Consider the following 25,482-nt stretch of genomic DNA (forward strand, 5'->3'; position numbering starts at 1 on the left):
ATGAAAGTCATCGTCGTCGGGTACGGAGTTCAGGGCCACAAACGCTTCAGGGTCGCGGGCGATGATGCGGTCGGGATCGTCGATCCCGTTGCGCCGGGAGCCAACTGGCGCCGCCTCGAAGAGGTTCCCGTCGATCGCTTCGACGCAGCCATCATCTGCACGCCGGATGCTCCCAAGATCGAGTTGCTGCGCCATTTGCTCGAACGCGGTAAGCACGTGCTGGTGGAGAAGCCGCTGTTTGCCGCAAGCGGCGACGATCTACACGCGCTGCAGGCGCTCGGCCGCCGCAGTCGCGCGCTGTGCGTCACCGCCTACAACCATCGCTTCGAGCCGCATTTCGTGCGGATGCGCGACCTGCTGCGGTCTGGCCGGCTCGGCGCCCTCTATCGCTGCCGCATGTTCTACGGCAATGGCACCGCGCGGCTGGTACGCAACTCGGCCTGGCGGGACACCGGCGACGGTGTGCTCGGCGATCTCGGCTCGCACCTGCTCGACACCGTGCGCTTCTGGTTCGGCGATGTCGCCGACACCTTCCGCATCGTCTCAGCGGAGCGGTTCGAGAACCGCGCGCCGGATCACGTGGTGATCGCCGCCGAGGGGCGCCCACAAATCGAACTGGAAATGACACTGCTGTCCTGGCGCAACCATTTCACCTGCGACGTCTTCGCGGAGCACGGCTCCGCGCATATCGAATCGCTCTGCAAGTGGGGCCCGAGCAGCTTTATTCACCGCACCCGCGTGCTGCCGAGCGGCCGTCCGCCGGAGGAGACCCAGGTCCTGGTGCAGGACGATCCGACTTGGGCGCTCGAATATTCCCACTTCAAGCAGCTCTGCGAAGCAGGCGCGGAGACCGATCTCTCAAATGACATTTGGCTGCATCGCGCGCTGACGCGGCTCGGCCACGACGCGCAGGCGGGGAGCGCCGCATGACCCGCCCCCGCATTGCTTATGCCGGAATGACTCATCTCGGCCTCTGCTCGGCGATCGCCGCAGCCGCTCAGGGTTTTGTAACGCTCGGCTTCGATACCGATGCGCGCATGATTGGCCGCATCGCTGCAGCCGATCTGCCGGTGCGCGAGCCCGGGCTCGACGATCTCCTGCGCAAACACCGCGATCACATCGACTTCTCCGCTGACGCCACGGCGCTGCGCGCGTGCGATCTCGTCTATGTCGCGCCTGATGTACCTACCGATGGTAACGGCGTTAGCGATCTTAGCGGTATCAGCACCCTGCTCGACGTCGTGCTCGCCAACACGCGCGACGACGCGGTGATCGTTATCCTGAGCCAGGTGCCGCCAGGCTTCACCCGGGCACGGCAGCGCCCCGGGCGCATCATTCTCTATCAGGTCGAGACCCTCGTATTCGCCCGCGCCGTCGAGCGTGCGACGAAGCCTGAGCGCTTCATCCTCGGCTGCCTCGATCCGGATGCGCAATTGCCCGCCGCCTGGCAAAGCTTCCTCGAATCGTTCGGCTGCCCGCTGCTGCCGATGCGGCTTGAGAGCGCCGAGCTTGCCAAGATCTCCATCAACTGCGCGCTGGCGGCGTCCGTGACCATCGCCAACACGCTCGCAGAGCTCTGCGAGCGCGTCGGCGCCGACTGGGCGGAGATCGCTCCGGCGTTGAAGCTCGATGCCCGCATTGGCCCCCATGCCTATCTGGCACCGGGACTTGGGCTCGCCGGCGGCAATATCGAGCGCGACCTCGCCACTGTGATGCGACTGTCGGACGAGCTTGGCACCGATGCCGGCATGATCCGCGCCATCGTCGCAAACAGCGCTCATCGCAAGGATTGGGCGTTGCGCGAGCTGCACGAGGCGCTGCTGGCGAAGACACCGCAAGCCCGGATCGGCGTGCTCGGCCTTGCCTACAAGGAGAACACGCATTCGGTGAAGAACTCCGCGGCACTGGCGTTGATCGCGCAGCTCGCGGCATGGCCGGTGCGCGCGTTCGATCCGGCCGTGCCTGCCTCCGCCGCGCAGCATCCGGACCTGACAGCCGCATCCAGCGCCCTCGAAGCCGCACACGACGTCGATGCGCTCGCGATCATGACACCCTGGCCGGAATTCCGCGAACTCGCGCCCGCCGATCTTGCACGCCTCATGCGCGGGCGGCTGGTCCTTGACCCCTACCGCGTGCTCGATGCCGCCGCCGCGCGCGCGGCCGGTCTCGATCATCGCACGCTCGGCGCGCGGGCGTCGTGACACGAACTGGATGATGCCGATGACCGAGGTAAACCTCCTCTCCAAACTGCCGCGCGGCAAACGCAATCTCTCCGCGCGCGCGACCGCCAAGACCGAAGAGCACATCCGCATCTCGCGCGAATATGGCGAGACCTATTTCGACGGCCCGCGCGAATATGGCTATGGCGGCTATCGCTATGACGGGCGCTGGGTGCCGGTGGCGCGAGATTTCATCGAACACTTCTCGCTCAAGCCCGGCGACCGCGTGCTCGATATCGGTTGCGCCAAGGGTTTTCTGGTCAAGGATTTCATGATCGCCTGCCCCGGGCTGGAAGCGTTCGGCCTCGATATCTCCCGCTACGCGCTGATGCATTGCGAGCCCGAGACGATCGGCCGCCTTCACCTCGGCAACGCGCTTGAGCTGCCGTTCCCCGACAACAGCTTCAAAGCCGCCATCTCGCTCAACACGATCCACAATCTCGACCGCGCCGGCTGCATTCAGGCGCTGAAGGAAATCCAGCGCGTTTCGGGCGGACGCGCCTTCGTGCAGGTCGATTCCTATCGCACGCCGGAGCAGAAGGCTGTGTTCGAGGAGTGGGTGCTGACCGCCCGCTTCCACGATTATCCGGAAGGCTGGATCGCGCTGTTTGGCGAAGCCGGCTATACCGGCGATTATTTCTGGACGATCATCGAGTAGGACGAGGACGCTGTCATGACCCAAGCCAGCTTCGACGCAAAAGCGGCGCGAACACGCTGCCAGCGCTATCGCCGGCGCATCCTCGACATCTCGCAGCGCGTCTCGGCCCTGCACATCGGCGGCGCCTTCTCCTGCACCGAGATCGTGGACTGCATCTATAATGATCTGATGCGCAAGCCCGGCCTGTCCTCGCCCGACACCTTCCTGATGTCGAAGGGCCATGGCTGCATGATCCAGTATGTCGTGCTGGAATCGCTCGGCGTGCTGACACGGGCCGATCTCGACGCGTATTGCACGCCGCACGGCCGCCTCGGCGTGCATCCGGACTACGGCAATCCCGGCATCGAGGCCTCGACCGGATCGCTCGGCCACGGCCTGTCGATGGTGGTGGGCATGGCGCTCGCCGAGCGCGGCAAGCGCCGCGACGGCATGATCTACACCGTGCTCAGCGACGGCGAGACCCAGGAGGGATCGACCTGGGAGGCGGTGCTGATGGCGTCCTCGCTGAAGCTGACCAACATCGTTGCCTTCATCGACAACAACGACTTCCAAAGCCTCGGGCGAACCTCGGAGACCCACCCCTCACTTTATCCGATGGCTGCCAAGTTCGACGCCTTCGGCTGGGAGACCGCCGAGATCGACGGCCACGATTCCGCGGCGATCTTCCGCGCGGTGACGACACGGAAGGGCGACCGGCCGTTGATGGTGGTGGCACGCACCACCAAGGGCAAGGGCGTCAGCTACATGGAGAACGCGCCGATCTGGCATTACCGCGCGCCGAACAAGGAAGAGTATGCCCAGGCGCTTCGCGAGCTGGAGACACAGGCGTGAGAAACACCTTTTCCGAGACGCTGTATCAGGAAGCGACCGCCAACCCTGATGTCTATATCGTCGTCGCCGACATCTCGCCGGCCGGCAGCATGGGAAGGTTCTCCAGCGAATACCCCGAGCGCTTCATCAATGTCGGCGTCGCGGAGCAGTCCATGATCGGCATCGCCGCCGGTCTTGCGCTGAAAGGCTGCCAGCCCTTCGCCTACACGATTGCGACCTTCAGCCTCTATCGTCCCTTCGAGATGATCCGCGACGATCTCTGTTATCAGAATCTGCCGGTCACTGTGGTCGGCATGGGCGCCGGCGTGATCTATTCGACGCTGGGCGGCACGCACCACACCCAGGAGGACATCGCGATTGCCTCCGCGCTGCCCAACATGCAGGTGCTGGCCCCCTGCGATCCCCTCGAATGCATCGAGGCCACGCGCTGGTGCGCACGGCAGAAGAATGGTCCGGTGTATTTGCGCATCGGCAAGGCGGGCGAGCCCGTGCTGACCGCGAACGCCGAGCCCTGGCAGTTCGGCAAGCTGCGCTATCTGCGACGCGGCAGCGACATCTGCATTCTCACCTATGGCGTGATCACGGCGATGGCGACTGACATCGCCGACAAGCTCGCCGCTCAGGGACGTTCGGTTTCGCTGGTCTCGGCGCACACGCTGAAGCCGCTGGACCGCGAGGGCATCACGGCCGCGCTGCAACAGCACCGCCACGTCGTCGTGATCGAGGAGCACGCGCCGCAAGGCGGGCTCGCCTCACAGGTGAAGCAGATCGCGTGGGACGTCCGCGCCACGTGCCGGCTCGATACATTCACGCTGCAGGACGCCTTCATCCACAATTACGGCTCGACCAGTGATCTGCTCGCGGCGCACGGCCTGTCGCCCGAACGGATCCTGGCCACGATCGGCTGAGGGCGGACCATGCGCGTGCTCGTGACCGGCGTCTCCGGCTTCTCGGGCAGCACCGTGGCGCGGCGACTCGCGAGCGATGGCCACGATGTCGTCGGCACTTATCGCCGCGACACGGACTTTCTCACGTCTCTGCGCGACGTCGTGCGCGTTGATCCGATCCGAGCCGATCTGACCGACGCCGGGAAGCTCGCCGGTCCATTCGACGCCATCGTCCATACCGCGGCGACCTCCCCGAGCCCGGGCGTCGATGTCGCAAAGCTCGTTCGCGACAACATCGATGCGAGTTTCGCGCTGATCGAGGCCGGCCGGCGTTGGGGTGTCAGCCGTTTCATCTTCTTCTCGTCGCTCTCCTACTATGGCAGGATCGCGCTAGATGTCGTCGACGAAGCCACGCCGGTGCGCGATCCCGACGCCTATGGCGCATCGAAACTCATCGCCGAGCAGCGGCTCGCCGAACTCGGCGGCACGTTTTCCACGCTGGCGCTGCGCCTGCCGGGAATCATTGGCCCGGGCGCGCATCGGAATTGGCTCTCAGGCGTCGCGTCGCGGCTGCGGACCGGCGAGACGATACGCGCCTTCCATCTCGACCGTCCCTACAACAACGCAGCCCATATCGACGACGTCGCCGCACTGGTCGGGGGCGTGCTGGCCCGCGAGCCCTGGAGCGGCTTCGACGCAGCAGTGCTGGGCGCCGCGGGATCGCTGACGGTGCGCGAAATCATTGAACGCCTTGCACTGGCGCTGGGCGTATCGGCCAAAATCGAAGAGATCAGCCCGACCAACAACTCGTTCACACTGTCGAGTGCTCACGCCATCGCACGCTACGGCTATCAACCGATGGAGATCGGCGCGCTGATCGATCGTTACGGCCGCGAGATCGCCGGCTAGGCGCGATCGCCCTCGCGATAGCACCCCTTGCACACCTCGGGTATGCGCCCCTCGCGGTGATCTCTGCGAAAGGTCTCATAGGCCTCGCCATGCCAGATCGCGACGAGATCCTCGGCATTGCCGAGATCGACGACCTCAGGGTTGGCGATGGTGCAGCAGGGAACAGTGCGCATGTCGGAGGAGACATAGAGCCGCTCGAACGGCCACGGACAGAGCTTGTCGGTCTTGCGCCAGCTATATTTGTCGGTGACGTTCCAGAATGCCACACGCACGCCAAGCTCGCGGCCGCGCGCCATCAGCCTGTTACAGAGCTCCTCGGTGAAGGCGTCCTCCGCGACGATGTCGCGTAGCGCCTCCCCCCATTTGTCCTGCCCCCAATTGGTAAGATCGAGCGAGAAGGCGAGGCTGGTGAAGCCGGCTTCCGCCGCGAGCTCGACAAAAGCCGGCAACTGATGCCGGTTGGACTGCTGCACCACCACCCACATCTTGGTGCGATCGACGCCGATCTCGCGCGAATAGGCATTGATCAGCTTGCAATTGGCGATGACGCGCGAAAACACCGAGCCGCGGCGGATGCTCTCGAACGTGGCCTCGTCGGCGCCGTCGATCGAGATCTGAACCTCGTTCGGATCGGCGTCGATCAGCTTGCGGTAATTGTCGCGCAAATGCAGCAGCGAGGCATTCGTGGTGGTGCGCACCCAGATCTCGCGCTCGCGCGCATGACGGAGCATGGCGAAATAGGCGTCGCCCTGCATCAGCGGCTCGCCCATGCCCTGGAGTTTGATCTCGACCAGGCCGTATTGCTGGTCGAGCAATGCCTTGAAGCTCTCGAGCGGCATGTCGCCGGCGCGCTGGCCCTTATGCCAGTCGCTGACCTGGCACATGGTGCAGCGAAAGTTGCAGCGGCTGACATTCTCGATGTCGAGCTTGATCGGGAGATAGTCGATGATCGTGCGATCGGTCCGCGCACGCAGATATTTTCCGTAATTCGCGCGTCGGCGCGGATCGAAGGCCAGGGCACGTTCGCGCTGGGCGGCATAGGCGGCCACCCCCATCGACGGCTCCGGCGCCGGCAGGTTGCGCAGGAACGCGGCACCCTGTGCCAACGCCTGGGCCAAGGTTGGTCGTTCGATCGTATCGGCGTCGTGAGCCATTTGCGTCCGTTGCGGCGGGATCCCGGGGACCGGGACGTCTGGGCAGAACGCAAAACTGATTCGGGTTAAAATCGACCATCATTCGTGCGGCGTGGCAAGGCCCGGCCCGGCCGCTCCGTACAACTCCGGTGGATCAACGAGGGCCGCGCTCAGATCACATAGAACCCGTGCGTGCCGTCGCGCCGGAGTTGGTCGACAAGGCCGTATTCCCAGTCCAGATAGGCCTGCATCGCCTGCTCGGCGATGTCGGTTCCCTCATAGGGGCGACGGTAGCGATGCGCCGGGTCGGGCTTCGGCAGGACCAGCGGCGGGCCGACCTCCAGCGTGCCGGCATAGCCACCTTCGAGCACATAGACTTCCCAGCCCATCTGCGCGAGCCAGGATGCCGTCATGTCGGCGCGGACGCCCTTGTCATCGGTCAGCAGAATGCGCGCACCGCGCACGGGTGCCGCCATATCGGTTTCCTGCACGAGCTGCCCACCGGGATAATGGCGGAAGCCCGGGAGGTGACCGGCCGTATACTCCTCGGCATCACGCACATCGAAGCGATAGAGCGTGCGACCGGTCTCCGCAATCAGCGCCGCCATCTCGTTCGCGCCGATATGGCGGACGCCGGCGCGATAGGCGACCTCACGGGCGTTGGCCGGCCCACCCTCGAACGAGCCGATGGCGCCGCGCCGGTCGGCGCCGTGCGCAAGCGTGTGCCGCGCCAATGTCCAGCCGATCGTGCCGTTGCGCAGCGCCCGCACTTTATTCGGCACGCCGGCGTTGATCAGCGACTGGGTGCCGATGATCGAGCGGGTGCGGCCGGCGCAGTTGACGATGATCGTGGTGTCGGGATCGGGCGCGGCCTGGCCGGCGCGCAGCACCAGCTCCGCGCCGGGCACGCTGACCGAGCCCGGAATGTTCATGGTTGCATATTCGTCGAAGCGGCGAACATCGAGGATCGCGATGTTCGCCTTGTCAGCGATCAGCTTTGCGACCTCGTCGGCGCTGAACGACGGCGTGTGGCGGCGCGCCTCGACCAGCTCGCCAAAGGCCTTCGAGTAGGAATTGACGTCCTCGAACACCTCGTAGCCCGCCGCGCGCCAGGCTCTCAGCCCGCCATCGAGCGCGCTGACGTTGGTGTAGCCGAGCGCGGCGAGGCGCTCAGCGCCCGCCGCGACCAGCCCCTCGCCGTCGTCGAAGAGCACGACCGGCACGTCCTTGCGCGGCAGCCTCACCGCAGCCTCGATCGCGATCCGGTCCACGGCCATGTTCGCGGCGAACAGCGGATGGCCGGTGGCGAAGGCCGCCTCAAACCTGAGATCGAGCAGCGCAATCTCCTCACGCAGCAGCAGCGCGCGGCGGATATCGGCGGGAGTGACGGTCGATAGCTTCATGGCATGAACCCTGGTGCGGACAAGCCATGGGCTTTTGACCGATTGTGGCGGGCTTGGCTAGCCACGCCGACGCATGGCGGCGTCAGCCCGCCAGTTGCTTCTCGATGATGCTGGCGACCCGCACCGGAGTTTCCAGCATGGAATAATGGCCGGCGTCATCGACGGTCTCGAAGGTGACGCGGGGATAAGCGAGCGCAAAGGCATTCCGTAGCGGCTCGCCGCGATAGAACGGAATGTCCAGCGCGCCGGTCACGACATGCAGGGACGCCGCCAGCCCTCGGGTCTCGCCTGATATGGCAGAGGTCGTGAACATGGCCAGGTACCCACGCTTGGCCTCGACCGTCGAGGCCTCCCGCGCGATGGCGAGCTTGCGGCGGAGCCAACCTGCGCCGTAGCGGCTCGACGTGCGTGCCGTGATCGCGCGTCCGGCCGCCCCGTCGTCGTCGATGACGGCGTTGAGCGCCTTCATCGCGGCCTCATCGGCGCGGAAGCCGGTGGGCGGCACCGGCGAGAACAGCGTCACGCTCTGAAGCCGGGGCCCGGCTTGGAGCGCGATCTTCTGTGCCACCAGGCCGGACATCGAATGTCCGACGAGATGGAAGCGGGAGATCGCAAGCTCATCGGCGGTGTGCAGCACGTCGGCCACAGCTTCGTCCAGCGTGTAGCTGCCACTCACGTCGCGCGACCAGCCATAGCCGCGCAGATCCATGAACACGATGGTGTAACGCGCGGGATCGAGATAGGGCAGCACCGGCTCCCAGTTGACGTGATCACCAAGCCATTCGTGCAGCACGACACACACCGTGGGGCCGTTGCCGATGCGACAATGGCCGAGCCGGTTGCGGGTCGCCAGTTGCGGTGATGGCCAGGGAGATAACGGTGCGCTCGCAGCGCTGCCGGCGCCTTGCGCGAGGGCCGGCTTGGCGGTCATGGCAGCGGTGGCGGTCAGACCGAGGCCTTTCAGGACATTGCGGCGTTGCATGTGTTTCCCCCGCGCCTTCTAATACGGCTGGCGCTGCATGCCTGATAGCGCGTGGGCCCAGTGCGGGAGAAATTGATTTCTGCAATGGGTTGATTGATAAATCTCATTCTGGCGTCCCGTCCCTCAGTTCTGAGCTTTCCCATGCCGACCACCCTCGATATCGATACGCTCCGCGCGCTGCTCGTCATCGTCGAGTCGAACAGCTTTTCGCGCGCGGCGGAGCAATTGGGGCGGTCGCAATCGGCGATCAGCCTGCAGATCGCCCGGCTCGAAGCCGTGGTCGGCCATCCGCTGCTGGAGCGGGCACGCGGCCGCGTGCTCGGACCAACCGCGAAGGGTGAAGAACTCGTCGCTCACGCCCGGGAGATGATTGCGCTCAACGAGCGCGCAGTTGCTGCGATGCGTCGATCGAGGTCAGATCAGCGGATCAAGCTCGGCATGCCAGCAGATTTTCTCGAGCGCGGTTTCGCGTCGACCGTGGGTGACATCCGCTCACGCTTCCCCATGGTTCGGCTCTCGGTGCGCTCCGATGTGTCGGCACGGCTCGCCGAGGACATCGATCACGGCCGGCTCGATCTCGCCTTCTACAAGCGCGCGCCTTCGAACGAAGCCGACGCGGCGATCGCGTTCGAGCCAATGGCCTGGTTCGGCAGGGCTGCGGCCTCAACCCGGCCGGGCGATGCCCTCCCGCTGGTCGCCTTTGCCGATGGTTGCGCCTATCGCGGCGAAGCGCTGCGCAGCCTGCGCCTGGTCGGACGAGAATGGACCATCGCCTGCGAAGCGCGCAGCCTCTCCGCGCTGGTCGGAGCCGTCAAGGCCGGCCTTGGCTATGCGGCATTGCCGATCAGACTTGGCGAGCGCAAATCGCTACGGCACGCGGCCGATCTGGTGGACCTTCCGCAGCTCAATGCCGTCGAGCTGACCCTTGGTGTCGCCCAAGGTTGCAACCTGCCGGTCGCCCGCGCGATCGGCAACATCATCGCCAAGCGTTGCGCGCTGGCGTGACGGCCGCAGCTTGCGGCGCGACAGGTACAAGAGCACGCCGGTGACCGCAAACAGCGGCATCAGCGCCGCGGCGATCATGAAGGCGAGCTTGCCCGGCCAGCCCAGCACCGCGCCGCGATGGATGTCGAGCACGCTCGCAATCGCCTTCTCGCCAAGCGTCTTGTCCGCATAGCGCTCTGCAGAGATGACCTGGCCGCTGAAGGCATCGATGCGAAATTCATCGCGCATGGACTCAAGCGTCGAGTCCTTCGGCCACGACCGGATCCGCATCACCGTACCCGGACCGACAGGGAGCGTCAGCTGGACCCTGGCAAAACCGCCGCTCTCCTCCTGCCGGAGGGTCGCCCAGGCGCGGTCGAAGCCGACGGCCGGAGCCGGCTCGGCACGGCCAGCAGCACGTGCCTGCTTCGGCTGCATCTTCGCCGCCGCCACATGCGGGCGCGACAGCAGCCAGACGACACCGTCCTTGTACCAGTCGAACGAGTACCAGAGCCCGGTCAAGGTCATCACGAGATAGATCGGCAGCACCCAGGTGCCGATGACGGCGTGCAGCGAGCGATGCAGGCCGCGGCCGCTGAGCCCGAGATTCGGCTTCAGCCACATCTTAACGCTGCTGGCGCGACGCGGCCAGCGCAGCACGAGACCCGAAACCAGCATCACCATAAGCCCCAGCGCGGCAACACCGGTGATCTGGCGGCCCCAGCCCTTGGCGTCGCCAGGGATCAGCAGCCAGCGGTGCAGCCTGCGCACGGTCGCAAAGAAGTCCTCGCCGCGCGGAACACCAAGCACGCTGCCGTCGTAGGGGTCGACATAGAGCGAGGACGGCCGCGCGCCCTGCTCGTCACGGGCAAAGCGCACGTGCACCGCCGCCGAGGGATCGCTCGACAGCGTGATGGCCGCAACCTTGCCGGCATCCGGCACGCCCTTCAGGCGCGCCACCAGTTCGTCCGGCAGCAGCGCCGGCGCCGTCCGTGGCACGACCTGCAGGATGCCGGCATTCAGATGATCGACGATCTCGTCCTCAAAGCTCATGATCGTGCCGGTCAGCGCGATCAGACAGAGCAGCACAGCGAGCACGAGCCCGGCAATTGAGTGGACCTGGAGCAGCACCGTCTTGATCCTGTGCCCCAGCCTAAGCATTGGCGCAGCCCCTACGAGCCGACCTGACCGAGGCATCCCCGCCTTCGTGCCACGCCGACATCGCTAGAACTTCACCGTCGCCGACAGGGAGATGCGCCGGCCATCGCCCATCGCGACGTTCAAGGCGCTGCCGGTGGTGGACGTGTAGTAGACCTTGTCGAACAGGTTCTTGACGTTGAACTGATAGGTCACAGGCACTTTGTCCACTTTGGTGTCGTAGGTCGCAAAGATGTCTGCGACGGTATAGGCCGGCAGGAAGAACGTGTTGGCCGTGTCGCCCGGGCGGTCGCCGACATAATGCGCGCCACCGCCGAGCCGCAGACGTCCGGGCAACCGATCACCGAAATCGTAGACGAGATAGAGTGAAGTCGTGTTCATCGCGGCGTTCAGCAGCTTTGCGTTGCCGACGACAGGATCATTGATCAGGCGCGCGTCTGTATAGCCGTAGCTGCCGATCATGGCCCACTCGTCCGTCAGCTTGCCGGTCACGTCCAGTTCGACACCGCGCGACCGGGCGGCGCCGGAGGCACGCCCCGTCGACTTGCCGCCGCCGATGTCATCCAGCACCAGCACGTTCTTCTTCTGGATGTCGTAGACCGCCAAAGTGCCCGATAGCCGCTTGTTGACGTCGAACTTGAGGCCGGTCTCCCACTGCGTTCCCTCTTCAGGCGCGATGGTGGAGTCGACGACGAATCCACTGGTGAACGCCGCGATGGTCGAGGTCGGCTTCAACGACTGGGTGTAGCTCACATAGTAGGAGAGCTCTTCGCTCAGCTTGACGATAACGCCGCCGAGCGGCAGCACCTTGTCGCCGGCCAGATTGGTGTTGGTGACGAAGGCAGGCCGGCCCTTCCCGGCGAGCTGCTCGTATTGCATCCAACGCACGCCGCCGACGAAAGATAGCCAGTTCGTCAGGTGGAAGGTGTCCTGGGCGAAGAAACCGCGGGTGCCGAGCTTATCAGTCTGCTCGCTATCGGTTGCCGAAACGGTCGTGCCCGGTGTGACCAGTCCGTAGACCGGGTTGTAGAAGTTGAAGCTCGGCGTCGCCTGTCGGATCAGATCCCGGCGGTCGATGGTGCGATACAGCGCCTCGCCGCCGAACAGGATCTCGTTGCGGAAACCACCGGCCCAGACGTCACCCTGCATATAGGAGGTGCCGTAACTGGCGTTACTCAGAGAGTTCTGGGTGCCATCGTTGCTTCGCGTCTCGACGCCAGTCGTGGCGTTGACGCCGGTAATGCGAAGCTGGTTGGCGCTGTAGGTCTCGGTGTTGTAGCTGTAAGCCGCCGTGACTTTCCAGGTATCGTTGAGCTTCTGCTCGACCGAGCCCTGCACCAGGTCGGACGTACCCCACATGTTGTTGAAGGGCTCATCGAGCCGCCGCGTCGCCGGGATCGCCAGCGGGGCGCCTTTAACGAAGGCGGTGCCGCGGTCGAATGGATAGATGAACTCGCGATGCTCATAGGTGAGCTGGACCGTCGTGCTCTCGCCGTACCAGGCGAGCGACGGGTTCACCAGCATTTCACGATGGCGGCCGAAATTGCGCCAATAGTCCTCGCTGACGCCGTAACCGATGAAGCGATAGGCGAGCCCGCCGTCGCCGATCGGACCGGTGATGTCGAGCGTGCCGTCGGCACCGTTGCGATTGTTCGCGTAGGTGGACCCGAGCAGCGTAACCGAACCGTGCTGATAGAGTTCCGGACGCTTGCTGATCGTGTTGACGATACCGCCAGGGTCCATGATGCCGTAGAGCAGGGAGGCCGGGCCTTTCAGCACCTCGACGCTGTCGACTGCGGCATTCAGGCTGCGCCCCTGCACCAGCGGCATGCCGTTGCGCATGATCGAGCCGTCACGATTGTCGCCGAAGCCGCGGCGGATCACCGCGTCTTGAGTCCCGGCGAGCGTGTTGGTCTGGGTGATGCCGCTGATGTTGACCAGCGCATCGTCGATGTTGCGCGGCAGCTGGTCTTTGATGACTTGAGCAGGAACGACATTGACGGATTGCGAGGTGTCGAGCGGCGACGCGCCGGAGCGCAGCGTGCTCGCGCTCGGCATCGCCCGATAGCCGAGCTTTGCGGCCTGTTGTGCGGCAGCGTCAGCCGCGGCGCGCTCCGACAGCGTCGGCGCCGCGGGCGGAGCTGTAGCTGGGCTACGGCGCGCGGCTGCCTGAGTCCGTCGTTGGGACTGCTCCGAAGCTCGCGACGGTTTCGGCCGCTGTGTCGGTGCATCCACATTCACCGGCGGCAGCGCCGTTTGCGTCTGCGCGAAGCCGGTATTGGAGGGACATTCGGCGAGCAGCACAGCCGCACCGATGAGAAGGCTTGCGCGGCTCTTGCCGGCGCGATTTCGATGACCTCTGACGCGAGGGCCATCCACAAGGGCACGCACTTTCAATTCACTTCCAGGTCACTGCATTCACACAGGCGCATCTAGCAGCGGCGGCGAATGAAGAGAACCGTAAGTGAGCTTGAATAGCTCTAGTGTTGAATCGTTCTAAGACAGCGCGATCGCACGATCATGCGCGACCCTTTCGTGAGCAGGAACGGGCGCGACACAATTGGAAAATGCACGAAATGGCCACGCGCGCCCATTGTCGATGCTGACCTCCCCGCCATCGATGGCGCGATGGCTTCCGCTCACGTATTTTTGTTCAGCTGCACTGCACAGTCTATCTTTACAGTTTATCTTCATATATGTCATTCACTCCGCCATGATCAATACATCGGATCAGCGCCCGTCCGCGCGCGCTGGCGCGCTTGCCGAAGACCTCCGTTCCCTGGTCGGCAAGCTCAAGCGCCGGCTGCGCGAGCAGACCGGCCCGGAGGATTTGACGCCGTCCCAGGTGTCGATCCTGCTGCGCCTGGAGAAGGACGGCCCTGCCACGGTGTCGAGCCTGGCGCGGTCGGAAAAGATGCGTCCGCAATCAATGAGCACGGCAGTCTCTGCTCTGCTCACCGCTGGCCTCGTCAGCGGCGCGCCCGATCCCGACGACGGCCGTCAAACCATTCTGTCGCTGACCAAAGCGTGCCGCGAGAGGATCCGGGTCGGCCGTGCCGCCCGGCAGGATTGGCTCTCGCGCACCATTTCGGCACGGCTATCACAGCGAGAGCAGGACGAACTCGCCTCCGCCGTCTCCCTGCTCAAGCGGCTTGTGAACGATTGACACAGCGCCGCCACGCCCGCCTCGCGGAACTTGCGGCTGCCGAAAGGACACGATCATGGCTCTCACGACGCTTGACCCGATCACGGCTCTCATTGTCGTCGACCTGCAGCGCGGCATCGTCGGGCTGCCTTGCGCTCATCCGATGGACGGCATCGTAGGGCGCTCGTGCGCACTTGCTGCGGCGTTTCGGCAGCACCACCTGCCGGTCGTGCTGGTCAATGTCGCCGGCGGCGCGCCGGGTCGCACCGAGCGGCCACGCCCTGGCGGTCCCTTCCCCGACGGATGGACCGACCTCATTCCCGAGCTCGACCGACAGCCCGACGATATCACCGTGACCAAGCGGACATGGGGCGCATTCGCCAGCACCAACATCGAGAACCAGCTGCGGCAGCGTGGCGTCACGCAGATCGTCATCGCCGGTGTCGCAACCGGCACCGGCGTCGAATCCACCGCGCGGCAGGCTTACGAGGCGGGCTTCAATGTCACTCTTGCCACCGATGCGATGACCGATCCGCGTCCCGAGGCTCACGACTACAGCATTGCAAACGTCTTTCCGCGGCTCGGTGAGAGCGGCTCGACGCAAGCGATCATTGAATTGCTGGCAACACGGAGCGTGCAGGCATGAACTGGCTTCACTTGGTTTCCTATTTCTTTGGCGGGGCTTTTCTGGCGAACGCCATTCCGCATCTCGTCAGCGGCCTGCGCGGAGAGCCGTTCCAGAGCCCGTTCGCGCAGCCGCGAGGAGAGGGGTTGTCCTCGTCGACGGTCAACGTGCTCTGGGGCTTCTTCAACGTGATCGTCGGGTATCTTCTCGTCTGTCGCGTCGGAGAGTTCGCTCTGCTGGAAACGCGCGATGTCGCCGCGCTCGGACTCGGTGCCCTGCTTCTCGGCCTGTTTTGCGCGCGACACTTCGGCCGGTTTCACGGCGGCAACACGCCAGGAGGTTCGTGAGCGTGGCGGCCGCGGGCACATTTCGTTCCCTGCGGAACTACAATTATCGCGTCTGGGCCGCAGGCGCCCTGGTGTCCAATACCGGAACGTGGATGCAGCGTGCAGCGCAGGACTGGCTCGTTCTCACTGAGCTCACACGGCACAATGCGTCGGCCGTGGGCATGGTGATGGCGCTGCAGTTCGGACCACAGCTCCTGCTGATGCCGTGGACCGGCTTCGCTGCCGACCATTTCAACCAGCGACGGCTGCTGGTCGCGACCCAGGCGACGATGGGCGCGCTGGCGCTGGTCCTCGGCGTTCTCACGGTCACCGGCCTGGTACAGCTCTGGCACGTCTACGCGTTCGCCTTCCTGTTCGGCTGCGCCGCAGCATTCGATGCCCCGGTGCGCCAGACATTCGTGGCCGAGCTCGTCGGCGACGGCGAGCTCTCCAATGCAATCGCGCTGAACTCAACGTCCTTCAATGCGGCGCGGATGATCGGCCCGGCGGTTGCAGGCATCGTCATCGCCTCAATCGGCACCGGCTGGGCTTTCCTGCTGAATGCCGCGTCCTTCATGGCGGTGCTCTGCTCGCTCGCCTTGCTGCGCACCTCGGAGCTTCGCCCGAATGCGCGGGCACACCGGGCGCCGGGCGGCATGACCGAGGGATTTCGCTACGTCTGGTCGCGCAGGGATCTGAGGGCGATCATGATCATGCTGTTCCTGATCGGCACGTTCGGGCTGAACTTCCCGATTTTCATCTCGACCATGGCGGTCAGCGTTTTCCACACCGACGCGCGCGGCTTTGGCCTTTTGTCGTCGACAATGGCGGTCGGCACGATCTCGGGCGCACTGCTGGCCGCAGGGCGCGCCCAACCGCGGTTCGTCTCGCTGCTGCTCGGCGCGGCAACGTTCGGTGCGGGATGCACGCTCGCCGCACTCGCACCCAGCTATTGGCTGTTCGCAGGCAGCCTTGTCCTGATCGGCGTCGCCGCCCTGACGGTCACCAATACCTCGAACGCCATGATGCAGCTCTCCACCGAACCGCGAATGAGGGGACGCGTGATGGCATTGCGCCTCGGCGTCGCGCTGGGCGGCACGCCGATCGGTGCACCGATCGTCGGATGGGTCGCGGACAATCTGGGTCCGCGCTGGGCGCTCGGCGTCGGTGCGGCGGCCGGCTTCGCCGCCGCGCTCGTCGCGGCCCGCGCCATGTCGGCACGCGCTGCAAAGGATTACAGCGGATAGAGCGCGCTCTTATGCAATGGCAGGGCTGGTCAGCTCCTCCAGCTTCGCCTTCAGCGCGACACCGTCCGACAACGCGCGCAGCGGCGGCCGTACACGCAACCAGCCGGCATCCCCGGTCTGCGCGGCAAGGATGGCCTTGAGCGTCGTCAGGAACGACGGCGACTTCACCACCACGTCAACCGCGGCCTGCATGCGGGCTTCGACATCCTTGCCATCGATCATCGCCTTGACCAGCTCAGGCGCGATGTTGGCCATGCCGCAGATGGTGCCGGCGCCGCCGCCGGCGATCGCACGGGCGATATCGGTTTCGTTGCCGACCGTGATGGCGAGCTCGGGCGCCGCTGCGCGGAACGCCTGGAACTGCTTGAAATCGCCACTCGAGTCTTTCAGGCCCGCAACCACCTTGCCGTAGCGCTTGCGCAAATTCGCAGCCACCGTGGTCGGGATCGCGACGCCGGAGACCTGCGGGATGTGATAGAGATAGGCGCGCAGACGATCGTCGGCGACACCGTCGAAGATCGCACCGAACGCATCCTCGATGCCTTCAGCGGTGACGCTTCGATCGAAATAGGGCGGCAGGTACAGCACGTGGCGGAGGCCGAGACCGAGCACGGCGCGCGTCAGCGCGATGCTGTCGCTGATGGCAGGGAAGCCGCCACCGATGCCGATGCGCTCCGCCGGCACACCGGCCTTGAGCACGGCCTCGATGGTCGCGACGCGTTCTCCGACATTGAAAGAGGTGCCCTCGCCGGTCGTGCCGAACAGCACGACGCCGTTGACGCCTTTGCTGAACAGCTGCTTGGCGTGAGCGGCAAGCTTGACGGGGTCCACGCTACCGTCCGACGCGATCGGCGTTGCCGAAGCCACCCAGTACCCGCGAATTGCCTCCGTCATAGCACCACCCATTGTTGCCGCCCCCGAATAAGACCTGATCCGCCAAGGATCCCAGGGGGCTTATCGAACCTTGTTTTCGCTTTACTTTTGATCTTGTACCTTACATACAAGACGGACGCAAATCCTTTCAATCCTCACGGCGCGCATGAGGCGCAGCCGAAATTGGAGGAGGTCTCACATGAACATGGTGACCCCCGTCGGACATCCTGAACCATTGCTCGCCGCCTTGCGCGACAAGCTCGGCGCACCGGCCGTGCTGACCGGCAATGATGTCCCCGCGCGCAATTGCAACGACTGGAGCGCGAGCCTGCCGCAAACGCCGCTGGCAGTGATCCGCCCGCTCGATGCGCAAGGCGTTGCCGATGCGATCCTGACCTGCCGGCAGGCGCGCCTGGCCTTCGTGCCGCAGGGCGGCTTGACCGGGCTCTGCCGCGGCGCCGCACCTGAAGCAGGATGGGTCGCAATCTCTCTGGAGCGCATGACTGGCATCGAGGAAATCGACCGCGCCTCGATGACGATGACGGTCAAGGCAGGCACGCCGCTCGAGACGATCCAGAAAGCTGCGGACGAAGCCGGCTTCTTCTTTCCGCTCGATCTCGGCTCGCGCGGTTCTTGCGCCATCGGCGGCAATCTCTCGACCAATGCCGGCGGCAACCGCGTGATCCGCTATGGCATGACGCGCGAGCTGGTGCTCGGCCTGGAGGTGGTGTTGCCGGACGGCACCATCATCACCAGCCTCAACAAGCTGATGAAGAACAACGCCGGCTATGATCTGAAGCACCTTTTCATCGGCTCGGAAGGCACGCTCGGCATCATCACCCGCGTGGTGCTGAAACTGTTTCCGAAGCCGCGCTCGACCATGGCTGCGCTCTGCGCGCTGAACGACTATGCGGCGGTAATCGATTTGCTCGGCGCCGCACGCAGCGGACTTGGCCCGCTGCTGTCGGCCTTCGAAGTCATGTGGCCGGACTATTGGGACGTGATCACGAATCGCGCCGGCGTGAAGCCGCCGGTCGCTGCAGGTCAGGGTCTCTATGTGCTGGTCGAGGCGCAGGGCACCGATGAGAGCATCGATGCGCCGCGGTTCCAGGCCTGGCTCGAGGAGCTGATGGAGCGCGGGCTACTGGCAGACGCTGCCGTGGCGCAATCGCTGGCGCAGACACAGGCGTTCTGGCGCGTGCGGGACATCTGCGCCGAATTCGGCCAGGTGCTGGGGCCGCATATCTCCTACGACATCGGCCTTGCCGTGGCGCGAATGGACGAGTTCGCCACACGCTGCAAGGCGGCGCTCGCGGACGGCATCAAGGGCTGCGAGAGCGTCTATTACGGACATATCGGCGACGGCAATCTGCATCTGGTCTCCTGGGTCACCGGCCTTGCCGTCGAGCAGCAGCCGAAGGAGGAGATGGACACGATCATCTATGGTCTCGTGCGCGAGCTGGGCGGCAGCGTCTCGGCCGAGCACGGCATCGGCACGCTGAAGAAGAAATGGCTCGGCCACGCCCGGAGCGAACCCGAGATTGCGCTGATGCGGACGTTGAAGGCCGCGCTCGATCCCGATCATCTGCTCAACCCCGGCAAGGTCATCTGAGGGGCCCGATGCGATCGCTGAAGCTCGATGCGCCGAAATCGCTGTCGCAGCGGGTGATGCTGCGGCTGCGGCAGGCCATCATCGACGGCGAATTCGCGCTCGGTGCCGCGATCTCCGAGGAGATGGTGGCCAATTCCTTCGGCGTCAGCCGCACGCCGGTGCGCGAGGCCATGGGTCAGTTGCAGGCGCAGGGGCTGGTGGTGATCCGGCCACAGGTCGGCAGTTTCGTGTTCACGCCGAGCGCCGAGGACATTACTGCGCTCTGCACTTTCAGAATCGCGCTCGAACCGAAGGCCGCCGAGCTCGCGTTCCGTCACGACCGCGATGGTGCGATCGCGACGATGAACGGCGCGATCGCGGCGATGGAGCCGGCTGTCGAGGCCAGGGACAACATTGCCTATGGCCGCGCCGACGCTACCTTCCACGAGGGCCTGTTCGCGCATTGCGGCAATCGCTATCTCGCCGAATCCTATCAGCTCGTCTCGGGCCGCGTCGCCGCGCTCCGCACCAACCTGACCTCGCCGATCGACGTGCGCACCCGCACGTCCTTCGACGAGCATCGCAAGCTGCTCGATCTGTTCGCGCGCGGCGAGTTTGCGGGGTTCGAAGCCGCAATGACGACACACATCACCAATTCGGGCGTGGTCTACGCCAAGGCCTTGAAGGTGGACTGAGCAGCGCTACCGCCCATCCCCCGGTCCCGGCCTGTCGAGAAAATCCAGCGCGGTGTTGATCTGTTCGAGCTGGTGCTCGATCTTGTCGCGGTCCTCGACCGACTGCGCCGTCTCGAGCTCTTCCACGAGCTTCTGCTTTCGCAGCAGCAAATTCTCGATGACAGTACTCACAGCTCCCCCATCGCCCGAGGCGAATATCGAGGTCATCCGGATCCCGGACAGGGGCGCACGCGAGCAGTGCTCTCCGCAAACCCTCCCATCAATGTTCACGACGGCAGATGGTTCCTGTGAATGAACCGCCGCGCATGACGCTCAGCGCGTCGCGACGAGACCGGCATGCTGCCCCGGCGCGACATGCGTACGGGAGACGGAGACCGAGAGGACCGCCAGCAAGGTGCACATCATGCAGAGCCTCATCCGCACCGTCCTGCGATCGGTGATCGGCAGGAACAGGAAAAACATCATCACCAGGATCAGCAGCGCGTCGACCAGAACCATGGATCTCTCCCTCGAAAGTGGAAGGGAGCATGCTGCCAGCGCGGGGCACCCGTATGTGGGCGGCATCACAGTTCGGCCCGGGCTGACCGCTGACCGCGACCCCCAACGGGCAGCCGTCTCCAGACGGCCCTTGCGGCCCCAATAGCCTCACGGAACTTTAATCTTTCACGCGTCCGTCGGTTGTATTCGAGAGGCCGGAGTCCTATGCCTTGGCCCCATGGACATCCAGATCATCCCCGCCGCAAAGCCCCTGATGGCCCAGGCGCGCCCGCGCAAGCCGGCACCGTTCCTTCCCATGAGCCGCACTGAGATGGACGCGCTCGGCTGGGATGCGTGCGACATCGTGCTGGTGACAGGCGATGCCTATGTCGACCATCCGAGCTTCGGCATGGCGATCATCGGCCGGCTGCTGGAGGCGCAGGGTTTTCGCGTCGGCATCATCGCGCAGCCGGACTGGCACTCGGCCGAGCCGTTCAGGGCACTCGGCAAGCCGAAGGTGTTCTTCGGCGTCACCGGCGGCAACATGGACTCCATGGTGAACCGCTACACCGCGGACCGCCGCATCCGCAGCGACGACGCCTACACGGCCGGCGGCGAAGGCGGCAAGCGGCCGGACCGCTGCACCATCGTCTATGCGCAGCGCTGCCGCGAGGCCTTCAAGGACGTAGCCGTAGTGCTCGGCGGCATCGAGGCCTCGCTGCGCCGGATCGCGCATTACGATTACTGGTCCGACAAAGTACGCCGCTCGGTGCTGGCCGACGCCAAAGCGGATCTCTTGCTCTATGGCAATGCCGAACGCGCCGTCGTCGAAGTCGCGCAGCGGCTCGCCGCAGGCGAAGCACCGCGCGAGCTCGACGACATCAGGGGCGTCGCGCTGTTTCGGCGCGTGCCCGAGGACTACAGTGAGCTGCACGCCGACGATCTCGATTCCGCCGACGAGGGCGCAACGCGCCAGAAGGGCTTGACCGTGATCCGCCTGCCGGCGCTGGAGCAGGTCGAGCAGGACAAGGAAGCCTACGCCCGCGCCTCACGCGTGCTGCATCGTGAGAGCAATCCCGGCAATGCGCGGCCGCTGGTGCAGCGTCATGGCGATCGCGACCTCTGGCTCAACCCGCCGCCCATCCCGCTGACATCAGAGGAGATGGACGCGGTCTACGACCTGCCCTACGCGCGCGCGCCGCATCCGTCCTACGGCGAGGCAAAGATTCCCGCCTGGGACATGATCAAATTCTCGGTCACGATCATGCGCGGCTGCTTCGGCGGCTGCACCTTCTGCTCGATCACCGAGCACGAGGGCCGCATCATCCAGAACCGCTCCGAGGGGTCTATTCTGCGCGAGATCGAAAAGATCCGGGACAAGACGCCGGGCTTCACCGGCGTGATCTCCGACATCGGCGGCCCGACCGCCAACATGTACCGGATGGCGTGCAAGGACCCGAAGGTCGAGGCCGCGTGCCGGCGGCCATCCTGCGTCTTCCCCGAGATCTGCCCGAACCTCAATACCTCGCATGACGATCTGATCCGGCTCTATCGCAAGGTGCGCGAGACGAAGGGCATCAAGAAGGTGATGGTCGCCTCGGGCGTGCGCTACGACCTCGCGGTCGAGAGCCCCGAATACATCAAGGAGCTCGTCACCCATCACGTCGGCGGCTACCTGAAGATCGCCCCTGAGCATACCGAGCGCGGTCCGCTCGACAAGATGATGAAGCCGGGCATCGGCGCCTACAACAAGTTCAAGCGGATGTTCGACGAAGCGGCAGAAAAGGCCGGCAAGAAATACTACCTGATCCCCTACTTCATCGCGGCGCATCCGGGCACGACCGACGAGGACATGATGAACCTCGCGCTGTGGCTCAAGAAGAACCGCTATCGCGCGGATCAAGTGCAGACCTTCCTTCCGTCGCCGATGGCGACCGCAACGGCGATGTACCACACCGGCGTCAATCCCTTGCGCGGCGTGCGCCACGGCGGCAGCGACAAGGTCGAGGCGATCAAGGGCCTGCGCCAGCGCCGCCTGCACAAGGCGTTTTTGCGTTATCACGACCCTGACAATTGGCCTGTTCTCCGCGAGGCCCTGATCGAGATGGGCCGCCGCGACCTGATCGGCTCACAGCCGCATCAGCTCGTGCCCGCTCACCAGCCGCCCGGCACCGGCAAGGCCGCCGGCACCAGGCGTCCCGTTCGATCAGGCGGCAAGACGCAGAAGTTCACGACCAAGGGTCTGCGGGTGATGAAGTAGCGGGTGCGACGCGCCTGCTAGAACTTGCATGATGCGTCTCCTGAAAAATGGATTGATGAAACGCGAGCACCGGACCAGGTCGGGTTCGGGCCGATAGTTTTGCACCCTCGAACCAAAAAACAACCCCATGCACAGTAGGCAGCGATAGCAAAATCAAGGGCTTGGAGCGCAACAAGGCACAGTGGCAGCGTTATCGCGCCGGAGCAGGTTGTTTACCTAATAATTTCCGTAAAACCGAAAATCGCTTGAGGCGTCGGGCAAAACAGATGTAGGATGGCATCATCGCCATGTGTGGCAGGCGCCCACTCACGACGTGCCCTAAGTTGATTTTGGGAGGTCCTAATTTGACCAGGTGACGAGCGCCGCGGCGATCCATGAAACGATTGCTATGAGGAACGCCCGGAATGCTTTTGTTCGATATGGCAGCGCCCCCGGCGTCAGCTCATCTTCAAAAAGCAACGCATTGAGAGGGTTCGTGCGCACATACCATCGCTTCGACGGTCGGCGGCGATTGTTACTAGCACGAATCGAGAAGTAGAGGCCAGCGACCAATGAGGTGACGAAAACCGCCATGAGACAAACCCCTATCGCTTCCCTCATTGCGATCTCCCAGGAAGCCGCCTCAGTTGGCGGCCTCTTTCATTACAGGTTCTTGCCGTCGTTCTTGTCGCGCTCGTTTCGCTGCTAATCGTTCTACGGGCCGGGAAGACCTTCACCACTATACACAAGCTGCCAGATTGACGGCCATGCCCGGCTTGAAGCGCAACGAGGTCGAGTGGTGGCGTTATCGCGCCGGAGCGGGTCGTCCGCGCGAAAATTTCATAAAAACCGAAAATTACTTGAGGCGTCGGGCAAAACAGGTGTAGGATGGCATCATCGGGCAATGTTGGGCACGGCCCTCTCTGCCATTCCGTATCCATGTCCTCAAGCTTTGCGCCTCGCGCGCGGGCTGTTCCGCGCCTGTTGGGACACGTGGACGCAGCGGCTTTGGGGCCAACAGCGGACGTGACCTTGGCCACGCGGGAAACCGAGCTGAACGCCTGCGAAGCACTTCGAGTTCAGCCGGCTCCCCCACTGAAGACGACGGGTTTCAACCTCACGTAGCCTCAGAAGTTCGACAGCACACAAGAGCTTCATCAACAGCTAGAAGTTGTGACAAACTCGAGAGAGAGCACCACGTCGCGCATTGGCCTACGCGGCGAGATGCACTAGTTCTATCCAGATGCGCCCCCATACCACGGCGCCGTTGCGCAGCAGGATTCGACAGGGCTTCGAGCTAAATATGCGCCGACCTTCGGTTTTGATAGTGCTTTTGATGTTGATTCACAACGCTCAGGCCCAGCCGCTCACCGTCGATCCAGAAACGATCGTCCCGTTGCCGGACAAGTTCGACATGGAGATGCCGGCGCCTGACGTTCCGCCCGAGATTGCCCGCTTTCAGGGCGCGTGGATCGGAACCTGGCACGACGACAGACACATTCTCGTGGTTGAGCGCGTCAGGCCCGACGGGCATGCGAACGTGGTTTTCGCTCAGTCGGATTCGGCGCTCTACGGTATGAATCGCGAATGGTGGCGAGGCGAGGCGACGATCGTCGACGGCGTGCTGACGATGACGGGCTTTCGCACTTTCCGATACGCTTTTGATGGTCCCGACCGGTTGTACCTGACCGCAACCATCGCGTCCGGCGGCGCGTCCGGCAACGTCACCTCCGGGGCACTGGTCCGCGCTGACGCGGCCCGGCTTGCCGCCGGCGATCGACCGTCGGAATGGCCGTGGCCCGGCGAGCGGATGTGGATTCCGCACCTCACGGTTCGAACGCCCGATGGTGCCCGGCCGATCATGCTCGAAGCGACCTTCTACCCGCCGGCTGGCTCTGATCCAGCGCCGCTCGCGATCATGACGCATGGATCCGACGTCGGCCGCAACCAGCTCAGGAGCTGGTCGTTCTCAACCGAGGCGCATTGGCTTCGGGACAACGGATTTGCCGTGCTGGCGCTGATGCGCCGAGGACGCGGCAGGTCCGAGGGGATTAATGGCGAGGAGAATTTTGGGCGTGATCACGACGGTTCTCTCATTGATGTGTCGGCCGGGATCACCGAAGCGGTCGAGGATCTCTCCTCGGCGATTGCTTATGCCGGCAAGTTGCCCAACGTGCGGCCGGGACCCGTGCTGCTCGCAGGGCAATCGCGCGGCGGGTTTCTCTCCATGCATTATGCGGGTTTAAAGCCCGGCGAGGTCATGGCCGTCGTCAATTTCTCCGGCGGTTGGTACCCGTATGGACCGGTGACCACGCCATATTACGCTGGCGCAGGCCATGGCGCGGCGAAGAAGGTGCCGCAGCTTTGGCTCTATGCGGACAATGACAAGCTCTATAGTGAGGCCCTGATCCGCGAGTACTATCAAGCCTTCGCGGCCGCCGGCGGCAGCGCGCGCTTCGAGCTGCTCCACGGCGTTCCTGGCGACGGCCACCTCTTGAGGCTTTATCCCGATAGGTGGCGGTCGATTGCTGATCGATTCCTGACCTCACTCAATCGATAACGGAGGTGACGCGCTCCACTCGTAGACCTGTATCGGATAACCTTCCAGTGCAAGAAGTCGCTCGCCTAACGGAAATTCTGCCCATACGAAATTCCCCGCATGTCCGCAGCGGCTCAGTCGCAGAGTGAAAGACGGAGTTACGGTGACAGTGCACTCAGTTCACTCGATCTGTTAGGCGACCACACGCGATGATGCGTCGAGTTTAGTGCACTGGACTGCACCCCTGAAGTGAGACACGATAATTACAGTGACAGCGGGGTTGTCACGATGCGTTACCGCGCATTGTTTTGCGCGAAGGCGGTTTCGAACTCAAGGGGCGATTGGTATCCGAGCGCCGAGTGCAGGCGCTCCTTGTAGACCTCCGCGATGAAGCTGTTGATGCGGCGACGGGCGTCATTGAGATCCGCGAAGGCCTTGCCGTTGACCTCGAGTTACGGTGACAGTGCTGGACTGCACCCCTGAAGTGAGACACGATAATTACAGTGACAGGCATTTCGAGGATGACCTGTGGCAGGACGAGGAAAGAAGCGTCAATTTCCG

At 64.4% G+C, this 25,482-nt stretch carries 23 protein-coding genes and 1 pseudogene; 15 read left to right on the top strand and 9 right to left on the bottom strand.

What is annotated here, in order from left to right; all coding sequences use genetic code 11:
* Genes M2427_RS21050 through M2427_RS21075 form a run of 6 tightly spaced genes read left to right on the top strand, consistent with a single transcriptional unit; the run spans window position 1 to window position 5,504 of the window.
* Complete coding sequence (locus M2427_RS21050) at window positions 1-930, top strand: Gfo/Idh/MocA family oxidoreductase (protein ID WP_280708516.1); 930 nt, start codon at window positions 1-3, stop codon at window positions 928-930.
* Window positions 927-2,201 carry a nucleotide sugar dehydrogenase gene (locus tag M2427_RS21055; RefSeq protein WP_280708517.1) on the top strand — a complete coding sequence of 425 codons (1,275 nt, stop codon included), beginning with the start codon at window positions 927-929 and terminating at the stop codon, window positions 2,199-2,201. The genes M2427_RS21050 and M2427_RS21055 overlap by 4 nt, the downstream gene beginning before the upstream one ends.
* 19 nt (window positions 2,202-2,220) lie before the next feature.
* A complete protein-coding gene (locus tag M2427_RS21060; protein ID WP_280708519.1) occupies window positions 2,221-2,877 on the top strand; it encodes a methyltransferase domain-containing protein in 657 nt (218 codons plus the stop codon).
* 15 nt (window positions 2,878-2,892) lie between these two features.
* Window positions 2,893-3,708 carry a transketolase gene (locus M2427_RS21065; RefSeq protein WP_280708520.1) on the top strand — a complete coding sequence of 272 codons (816 nt, stop codon included), beginning with the start codon at window positions 2,893-2,895 and terminating at the stop codon, window positions 3,706-3,708.
* Window positions 3,705-4,616: a transketolase C-terminal domain-containing protein gene (locus M2427_RS21070; RefSeq protein WP_280708521.1), complete on the top strand. Its 912-nt coding sequence runs from the start codon at window positions 3,705-3,707 to the stop codon at window positions 4,614-4,616. Before M2427_RS21065 ends, M2427_RS21070 begins: the two co-directional genes overlap by 4 nt.
* Window positions 4,617-4,625: 9 nt before the next feature.
* On the top strand, window positions 4,626-5,504 hold the full coding sequence (locus M2427_RS21075) for an NAD(P)-dependent oxidoreductase (protein WP_280708522.1): 879 nt from the start codon (window positions 4,626-4,628) through the stop codon (window positions 5,502-5,504).
* Here the strand turns inward: M2427_RS21075 and M2427_RS21080 are convergent.
* The 3 genes from M2427_RS21080 to M2427_RS21090 all read right to left on the bottom strand — a co-directional run bounded on the left by M2427_RS21080 (window position 5,501) and on the right by M2427_RS21090 (window position 9,022).
* The gene (locus M2427_RS21080; protein WP_280708523.1) at window positions 5,501-6,658 is read right to left on the bottom strand and encodes a radical SAM/SPASM domain-containing protein; all 1,158 of its coding nucleotides are present in this window, start codon (window positions 6,656-6,658) and stop codon (window positions 5,501-5,503) included. The genes M2427_RS21075 and M2427_RS21080 overlap by 4 nt on opposite strands.
* Before the next feature lie 149 nt (window positions 6,659-6,807).
* Window positions 6,808-8,040 carry a rhodanese-like domain-containing protein gene (locus M2427_RS21085; RefSeq protein WP_280708524.1) on the bottom strand — a complete coding sequence of 411 codons (1,233 nt, stop codon included), beginning with the start codon at window positions 8,038-8,040 and terminating at the stop codon, window positions 6,808-6,810.
* A gap of 82 nt (window positions 8,041-8,122) precedes the next feature.
* Window positions 8,123-9,022, bottom strand: a complete 900-nt coding sequence (locus M2427_RS21090) for an alpha/beta hydrolase (protein WP_280708525.1) — start codon at window positions 9,020-9,022, stop codon at window positions 8,123-8,125.
* A gap of 141 nt (window positions 9,023-9,163) precedes the next feature.
* On the opposite strand from M2427_RS21090, the pseudogene M2427_RS21095 reads away from it, so the two are divergent.
* Window positions 9,164-9,865: pseudogene (locus M2427_RS21095) on the top strand (LysR family transcriptional regulator); the annotation flags it as partial.
* 24 nt (window positions 9,866-9,889) lie between these two features.
* Here M2427_RS21095 and M2427_RS21100 read toward each other — a convergent pair.
* Together M2427_RS21100 and M2427_RS21105 are read right to left on the bottom strand one after the other, a co-directional pair.
* On the bottom strand, window positions 9,890-11,167 hold the full coding sequence (locus M2427_RS21100) for a PepSY-associated TM helix domain-containing protein (RefSeq protein WP_280708526.1): 1,278 nt from the start codon (window positions 11,165-11,167) through the stop codon (window positions 9,890-9,892).
* A gap of 63 nt (window positions 11,168-11,230) precedes the next feature.
* On the bottom strand, window positions 11,231-13,561 hold the full coding sequence (locus M2427_RS21105; RefSeq protein WP_280708527.1) for a TonB-dependent siderophore receptor: 2,331 nt from the start codon (window positions 13,559-13,561) through the stop codon (window positions 11,231-11,233).
* Between the two features lie 316 nt (window positions 13,562-13,877).
* On the opposite strand from M2427_RS21105, the gene M2427_RS21110 reads away from it, so the two are divergent.
* Genes M2427_RS21110 through M2427_RS21125 form a run of 4 tightly spaced genes read left to right on the top strand, consistent with a single transcriptional unit; the run spans window position 13,878 to window position 16,507 of the window.
* Window positions 13,878-14,330, top strand: a complete 453-nt coding sequence (locus M2427_RS21110) for a MarR family transcriptional regulator (protein ID WP_280708557.1) — start codon at window positions 13,878-13,880, stop codon at window positions 14,328-14,330.
* Between the two features lie 55 nt (window positions 14,331-14,385).
* Window positions 14,386-14,955, top strand: coding sequence for an isochorismatase family protein (locus tag M2427_RS21115; protein ID WP_280708528.1), 570 nt, complete (start codon window positions 14,386-14,388; stop codon window positions 14,953-14,955).
* A complete protein-coding gene (locus M2427_RS21120; protein WP_280708529.1) occupies window positions 14,952-15,281 on the top strand; it encodes a hypothetical protein in 330 nt (109 codons plus the stop codon). The genes M2427_RS21115 and M2427_RS21120 overlap by 4 nt, the downstream gene beginning before the upstream one ends.
* A complete protein-coding gene (locus M2427_RS21125) occupies window positions 15,278-16,507 on the top strand; it encodes an MFS transporter (RefSeq protein ID WP_280708530.1) in 1,230 nt (409 codons plus the stop codon). The genes M2427_RS21120 and M2427_RS21125 overlap by 4 nt, the downstream gene beginning before the upstream one ends.
* A gap of 9 nt (window positions 16,508-16,516) precedes the next feature.
* Here the strand turns inward: M2427_RS21125 and M2427_RS21130 are convergent, their stop codons facing one another.
* On the bottom strand, window positions 16,517-17,401 hold the full coding sequence (locus M2427_RS21130; RefSeq protein ID WP_280708531.1) for a dihydrodipicolinate synthase family protein: 885 nt from the start codon (window positions 17,399-17,401) through the stop codon (window positions 16,517-16,519).
* Window positions 17,402-17,579: 178 nt separating this feature from the next.
* On the opposite strand from M2427_RS21130, the gene M2427_RS21135 reads away from it, so the two are divergent.
* Together M2427_RS21135 and M2427_RS21140 are read left to right on the top strand one after the other, a co-directional pair.
* On the top strand, window positions 17,580-18,992 hold the full coding sequence (locus tag M2427_RS21135; protein WP_280708532.1) for an FAD-binding oxidoreductase: 1,413 nt from the start codon (window positions 17,580-17,582) through the stop codon (window positions 18,990-18,992).
* Window positions 18,993-19,000: 8 nt separating this feature from the next.
* Window positions 19,001-19,666 (top strand): GntR family transcriptional regulator, encoded by a 666-nt coding sequence (locus M2427_RS21140; protein WP_280708533.1) that lies wholly within the window; start codon window positions 19,001-19,003, stop codon window positions 19,664-19,666.
* A 6-nt stretch (window positions 19,667-19,672) separates the two neighbouring features.
* On the opposite strand, the gene M2427_RS21145 is transcribed toward M2427_RS21140, so the two are convergent.
* Window positions 19,673-19,837: a hypothetical protein gene (locus M2427_RS21145; protein ID WP_280708534.1), complete on the bottom strand. Its 165-nt coding sequence runs from the start codon at window positions 19,835-19,837 to the stop codon at window positions 19,673-19,675.
* A gap of 141 nt (window positions 19,838-19,978) precedes the next feature.
* Window positions 19,979-20,164: a hypothetical protein gene (locus M2427_RS21150; protein ID WP_280708535.1), complete on the bottom strand. Its 186-nt coding sequence runs from the start codon at window positions 20,162-20,164 to the stop codon at window positions 19,979-19,981.
* A 217-nt stretch (window positions 20,165-20,381) separates the two neighbouring features.
* Here M2427_RS21150 and M2427_RS21155 point away from each other — a divergent pair, with 217 nt between their 5' ends.
* On the top strand, window positions 20,382-22,403 hold the full coding sequence (locus M2427_RS21155) for a YgiQ family radical SAM protein (RefSeq protein WP_280708537.1): 2,022 nt from the start codon (window positions 20,382-20,384) through the stop codon (window positions 22,401-22,403).
* Window positions 22,404-22,742: 339 nt separating this feature from the next.
* Here the strand turns inward: M2427_RS21155 and M2427_RS21160 are convergent, their stop codons facing one another.
* Window positions 22,743-22,976, bottom strand: a complete 234-nt coding sequence (locus M2427_RS21160) for a hypothetical protein (RefSeq protein WP_280708539.1) — start codon at window positions 22,974-22,976, stop codon at window positions 22,743-22,745.
* A 649-nt stretch (window positions 22,977-23,625) separates the two neighbouring features.
* On the opposite strand from M2427_RS21160, the gene M2427_RS21165 reads away from it, so the two are divergent.
* Window positions 23,626-24,942 carry an alpha/beta hydrolase gene (locus M2427_RS21165; RefSeq protein WP_280708541.1) on the top strand — a complete coding sequence of 439 codons (1,317 nt, stop codon included), beginning with the start codon at window positions 23,626-23,628 and terminating at the stop codon, window positions 24,940-24,942.
* Window positions 24,943-25,482 lie beyond the last annotated feature (540 nt).

Source organism: Bradyrhizobium sp. BR13661 (genome assembly GCF_029892425.1).
Taxonomy (GTDB): Bacteria; Pseudomonadota; Alphaproteobacteria; order Rhizobiales; family Xanthobacteraceae; genus Bradyrhizobium.

Bases quoted from the DNA above. Each gene is read 5' to 3' on its own strand.
- M2427_RS21050 (WP_280708516.1), top strand. From the start codon at position 1: ATGAAAGTCATCGTCGTCGGGTACGGAGTTCAGGGCCACAAACGCTTC.
- M2427_RS21055 (WP_280708517.1), top strand. From the start codon at position 927: ATGACCCGCCCCCGCATTGCTTATGCCGGAATGACTCATCTCGGCCTC.
- M2427_RS21060 (WP_280708519.1), top strand. From the start codon at position 2,221: ATGACCGAGGTAAACCTCCTCTCCAAACTGCCGCGCGGCAAACGCAAT.
- M2427_RS21065 (WP_280708520.1), top strand. From the start codon at position 2,893: ATGACCCAAGCCAGCTTCGACGCAAAAGCGGCGCGAACACGCTGCCAG.
- M2427_RS21075 (WP_280708522.1), top strand. From the start codon at position 4,626: ATGCGCGTGCTCGTGACCGGCGTCTCCGGCTTCTCGGGCAGCACCGTG.
- M2427_RS21080 (WP_280708523.1), bottom strand. From the start codon at position 6,658: ATGGCTCACGACGCCGATACGATCGAACGACCAACCTTGGCCCAGGCG.
- M2427_RS21085 (WP_280708524.1), bottom strand. From the start codon at position 8,040: ATGAAGCTATCGACCGTCACTCCCGCCGATATCCGCCGCGCGCTGCTG.
- M2427_RS21090 (WP_280708525.1), bottom strand. From the start codon at position 9,022: ATGCAACGCCGCAATGTCCTGAAAGGCCTCGGTCTGACCGCCACCGCT.
- M2427_RS21100 (WP_280708526.1), bottom strand. From the start codon at position 11,167: ATGCTTAGGCTGGGGCACAGGATCAAGACGGTGCTGCTCCAGGTCCAC.
- M2427_RS21110 (WP_280708557.1), top strand. From the start codon at position 13,878: ATGATCAATACATCGGATCAGCGCCCGTCCGCGCGCGCTGGCGCGCTT.
- M2427_RS21115 (WP_280708528.1), top strand. From the start codon at position 14,386: ATGGCTCTCACGACGCTTGACCCGATCACGGCTCTCATTGTCGTCGAC.
- M2427_RS21120 (WP_280708529.1), top strand. From the start codon at position 14,952: ATGAACTGGCTTCACTTGGTTTCCTATTTCTTTGGCGGGGCTTTTCTG.
- M2427_RS21130 (WP_280708531.1), bottom strand. From the start codon at position 17,401: ATGACGGAGGCAATTCGCGGGTACTGGGTGGCTTCGGCAACGCCGATC.
- M2427_RS21135 (WP_280708532.1), top strand. From the start codon at position 17,580: ATGAACATGGTGACCCCCGTCGGACATCCTGAACCATTGCTCGCCGCC.
- M2427_RS21140 (WP_280708533.1), top strand. From the start codon at position 19,001: ATGCGATCGCTGAAGCTCGATGCGCCGAAATCGCTGTCGCAGCGGGTG.
- M2427_RS21150 (WP_280708535.1), bottom strand. From the start codon at position 20,164: ATGGTTCTGGTCGACGCGCTGCTGATCCTGGTGATGATGTTTTTCCTG.
- M2427_RS21155 (WP_280708537.1), top strand. From the start codon at position 20,382: ATGGACATCCAGATCATCCCCGCCGCAAAGCCCCTGATGGCCCAGGCG.
- M2427_RS21160 (WP_280708539.1), bottom strand. From the start codon at position 22,976: ATGGCGGTTTTCGTCACCTCATTGGTCGCTGGCCTCTACTTCTCGATT.
- M2427_RS21165 (WP_280708541.1), top strand. From the start codon at position 23,626: ATGCGCCCCCATACCACGGCGCCGTTGCGCAGCAGGATTCGACAGGGC.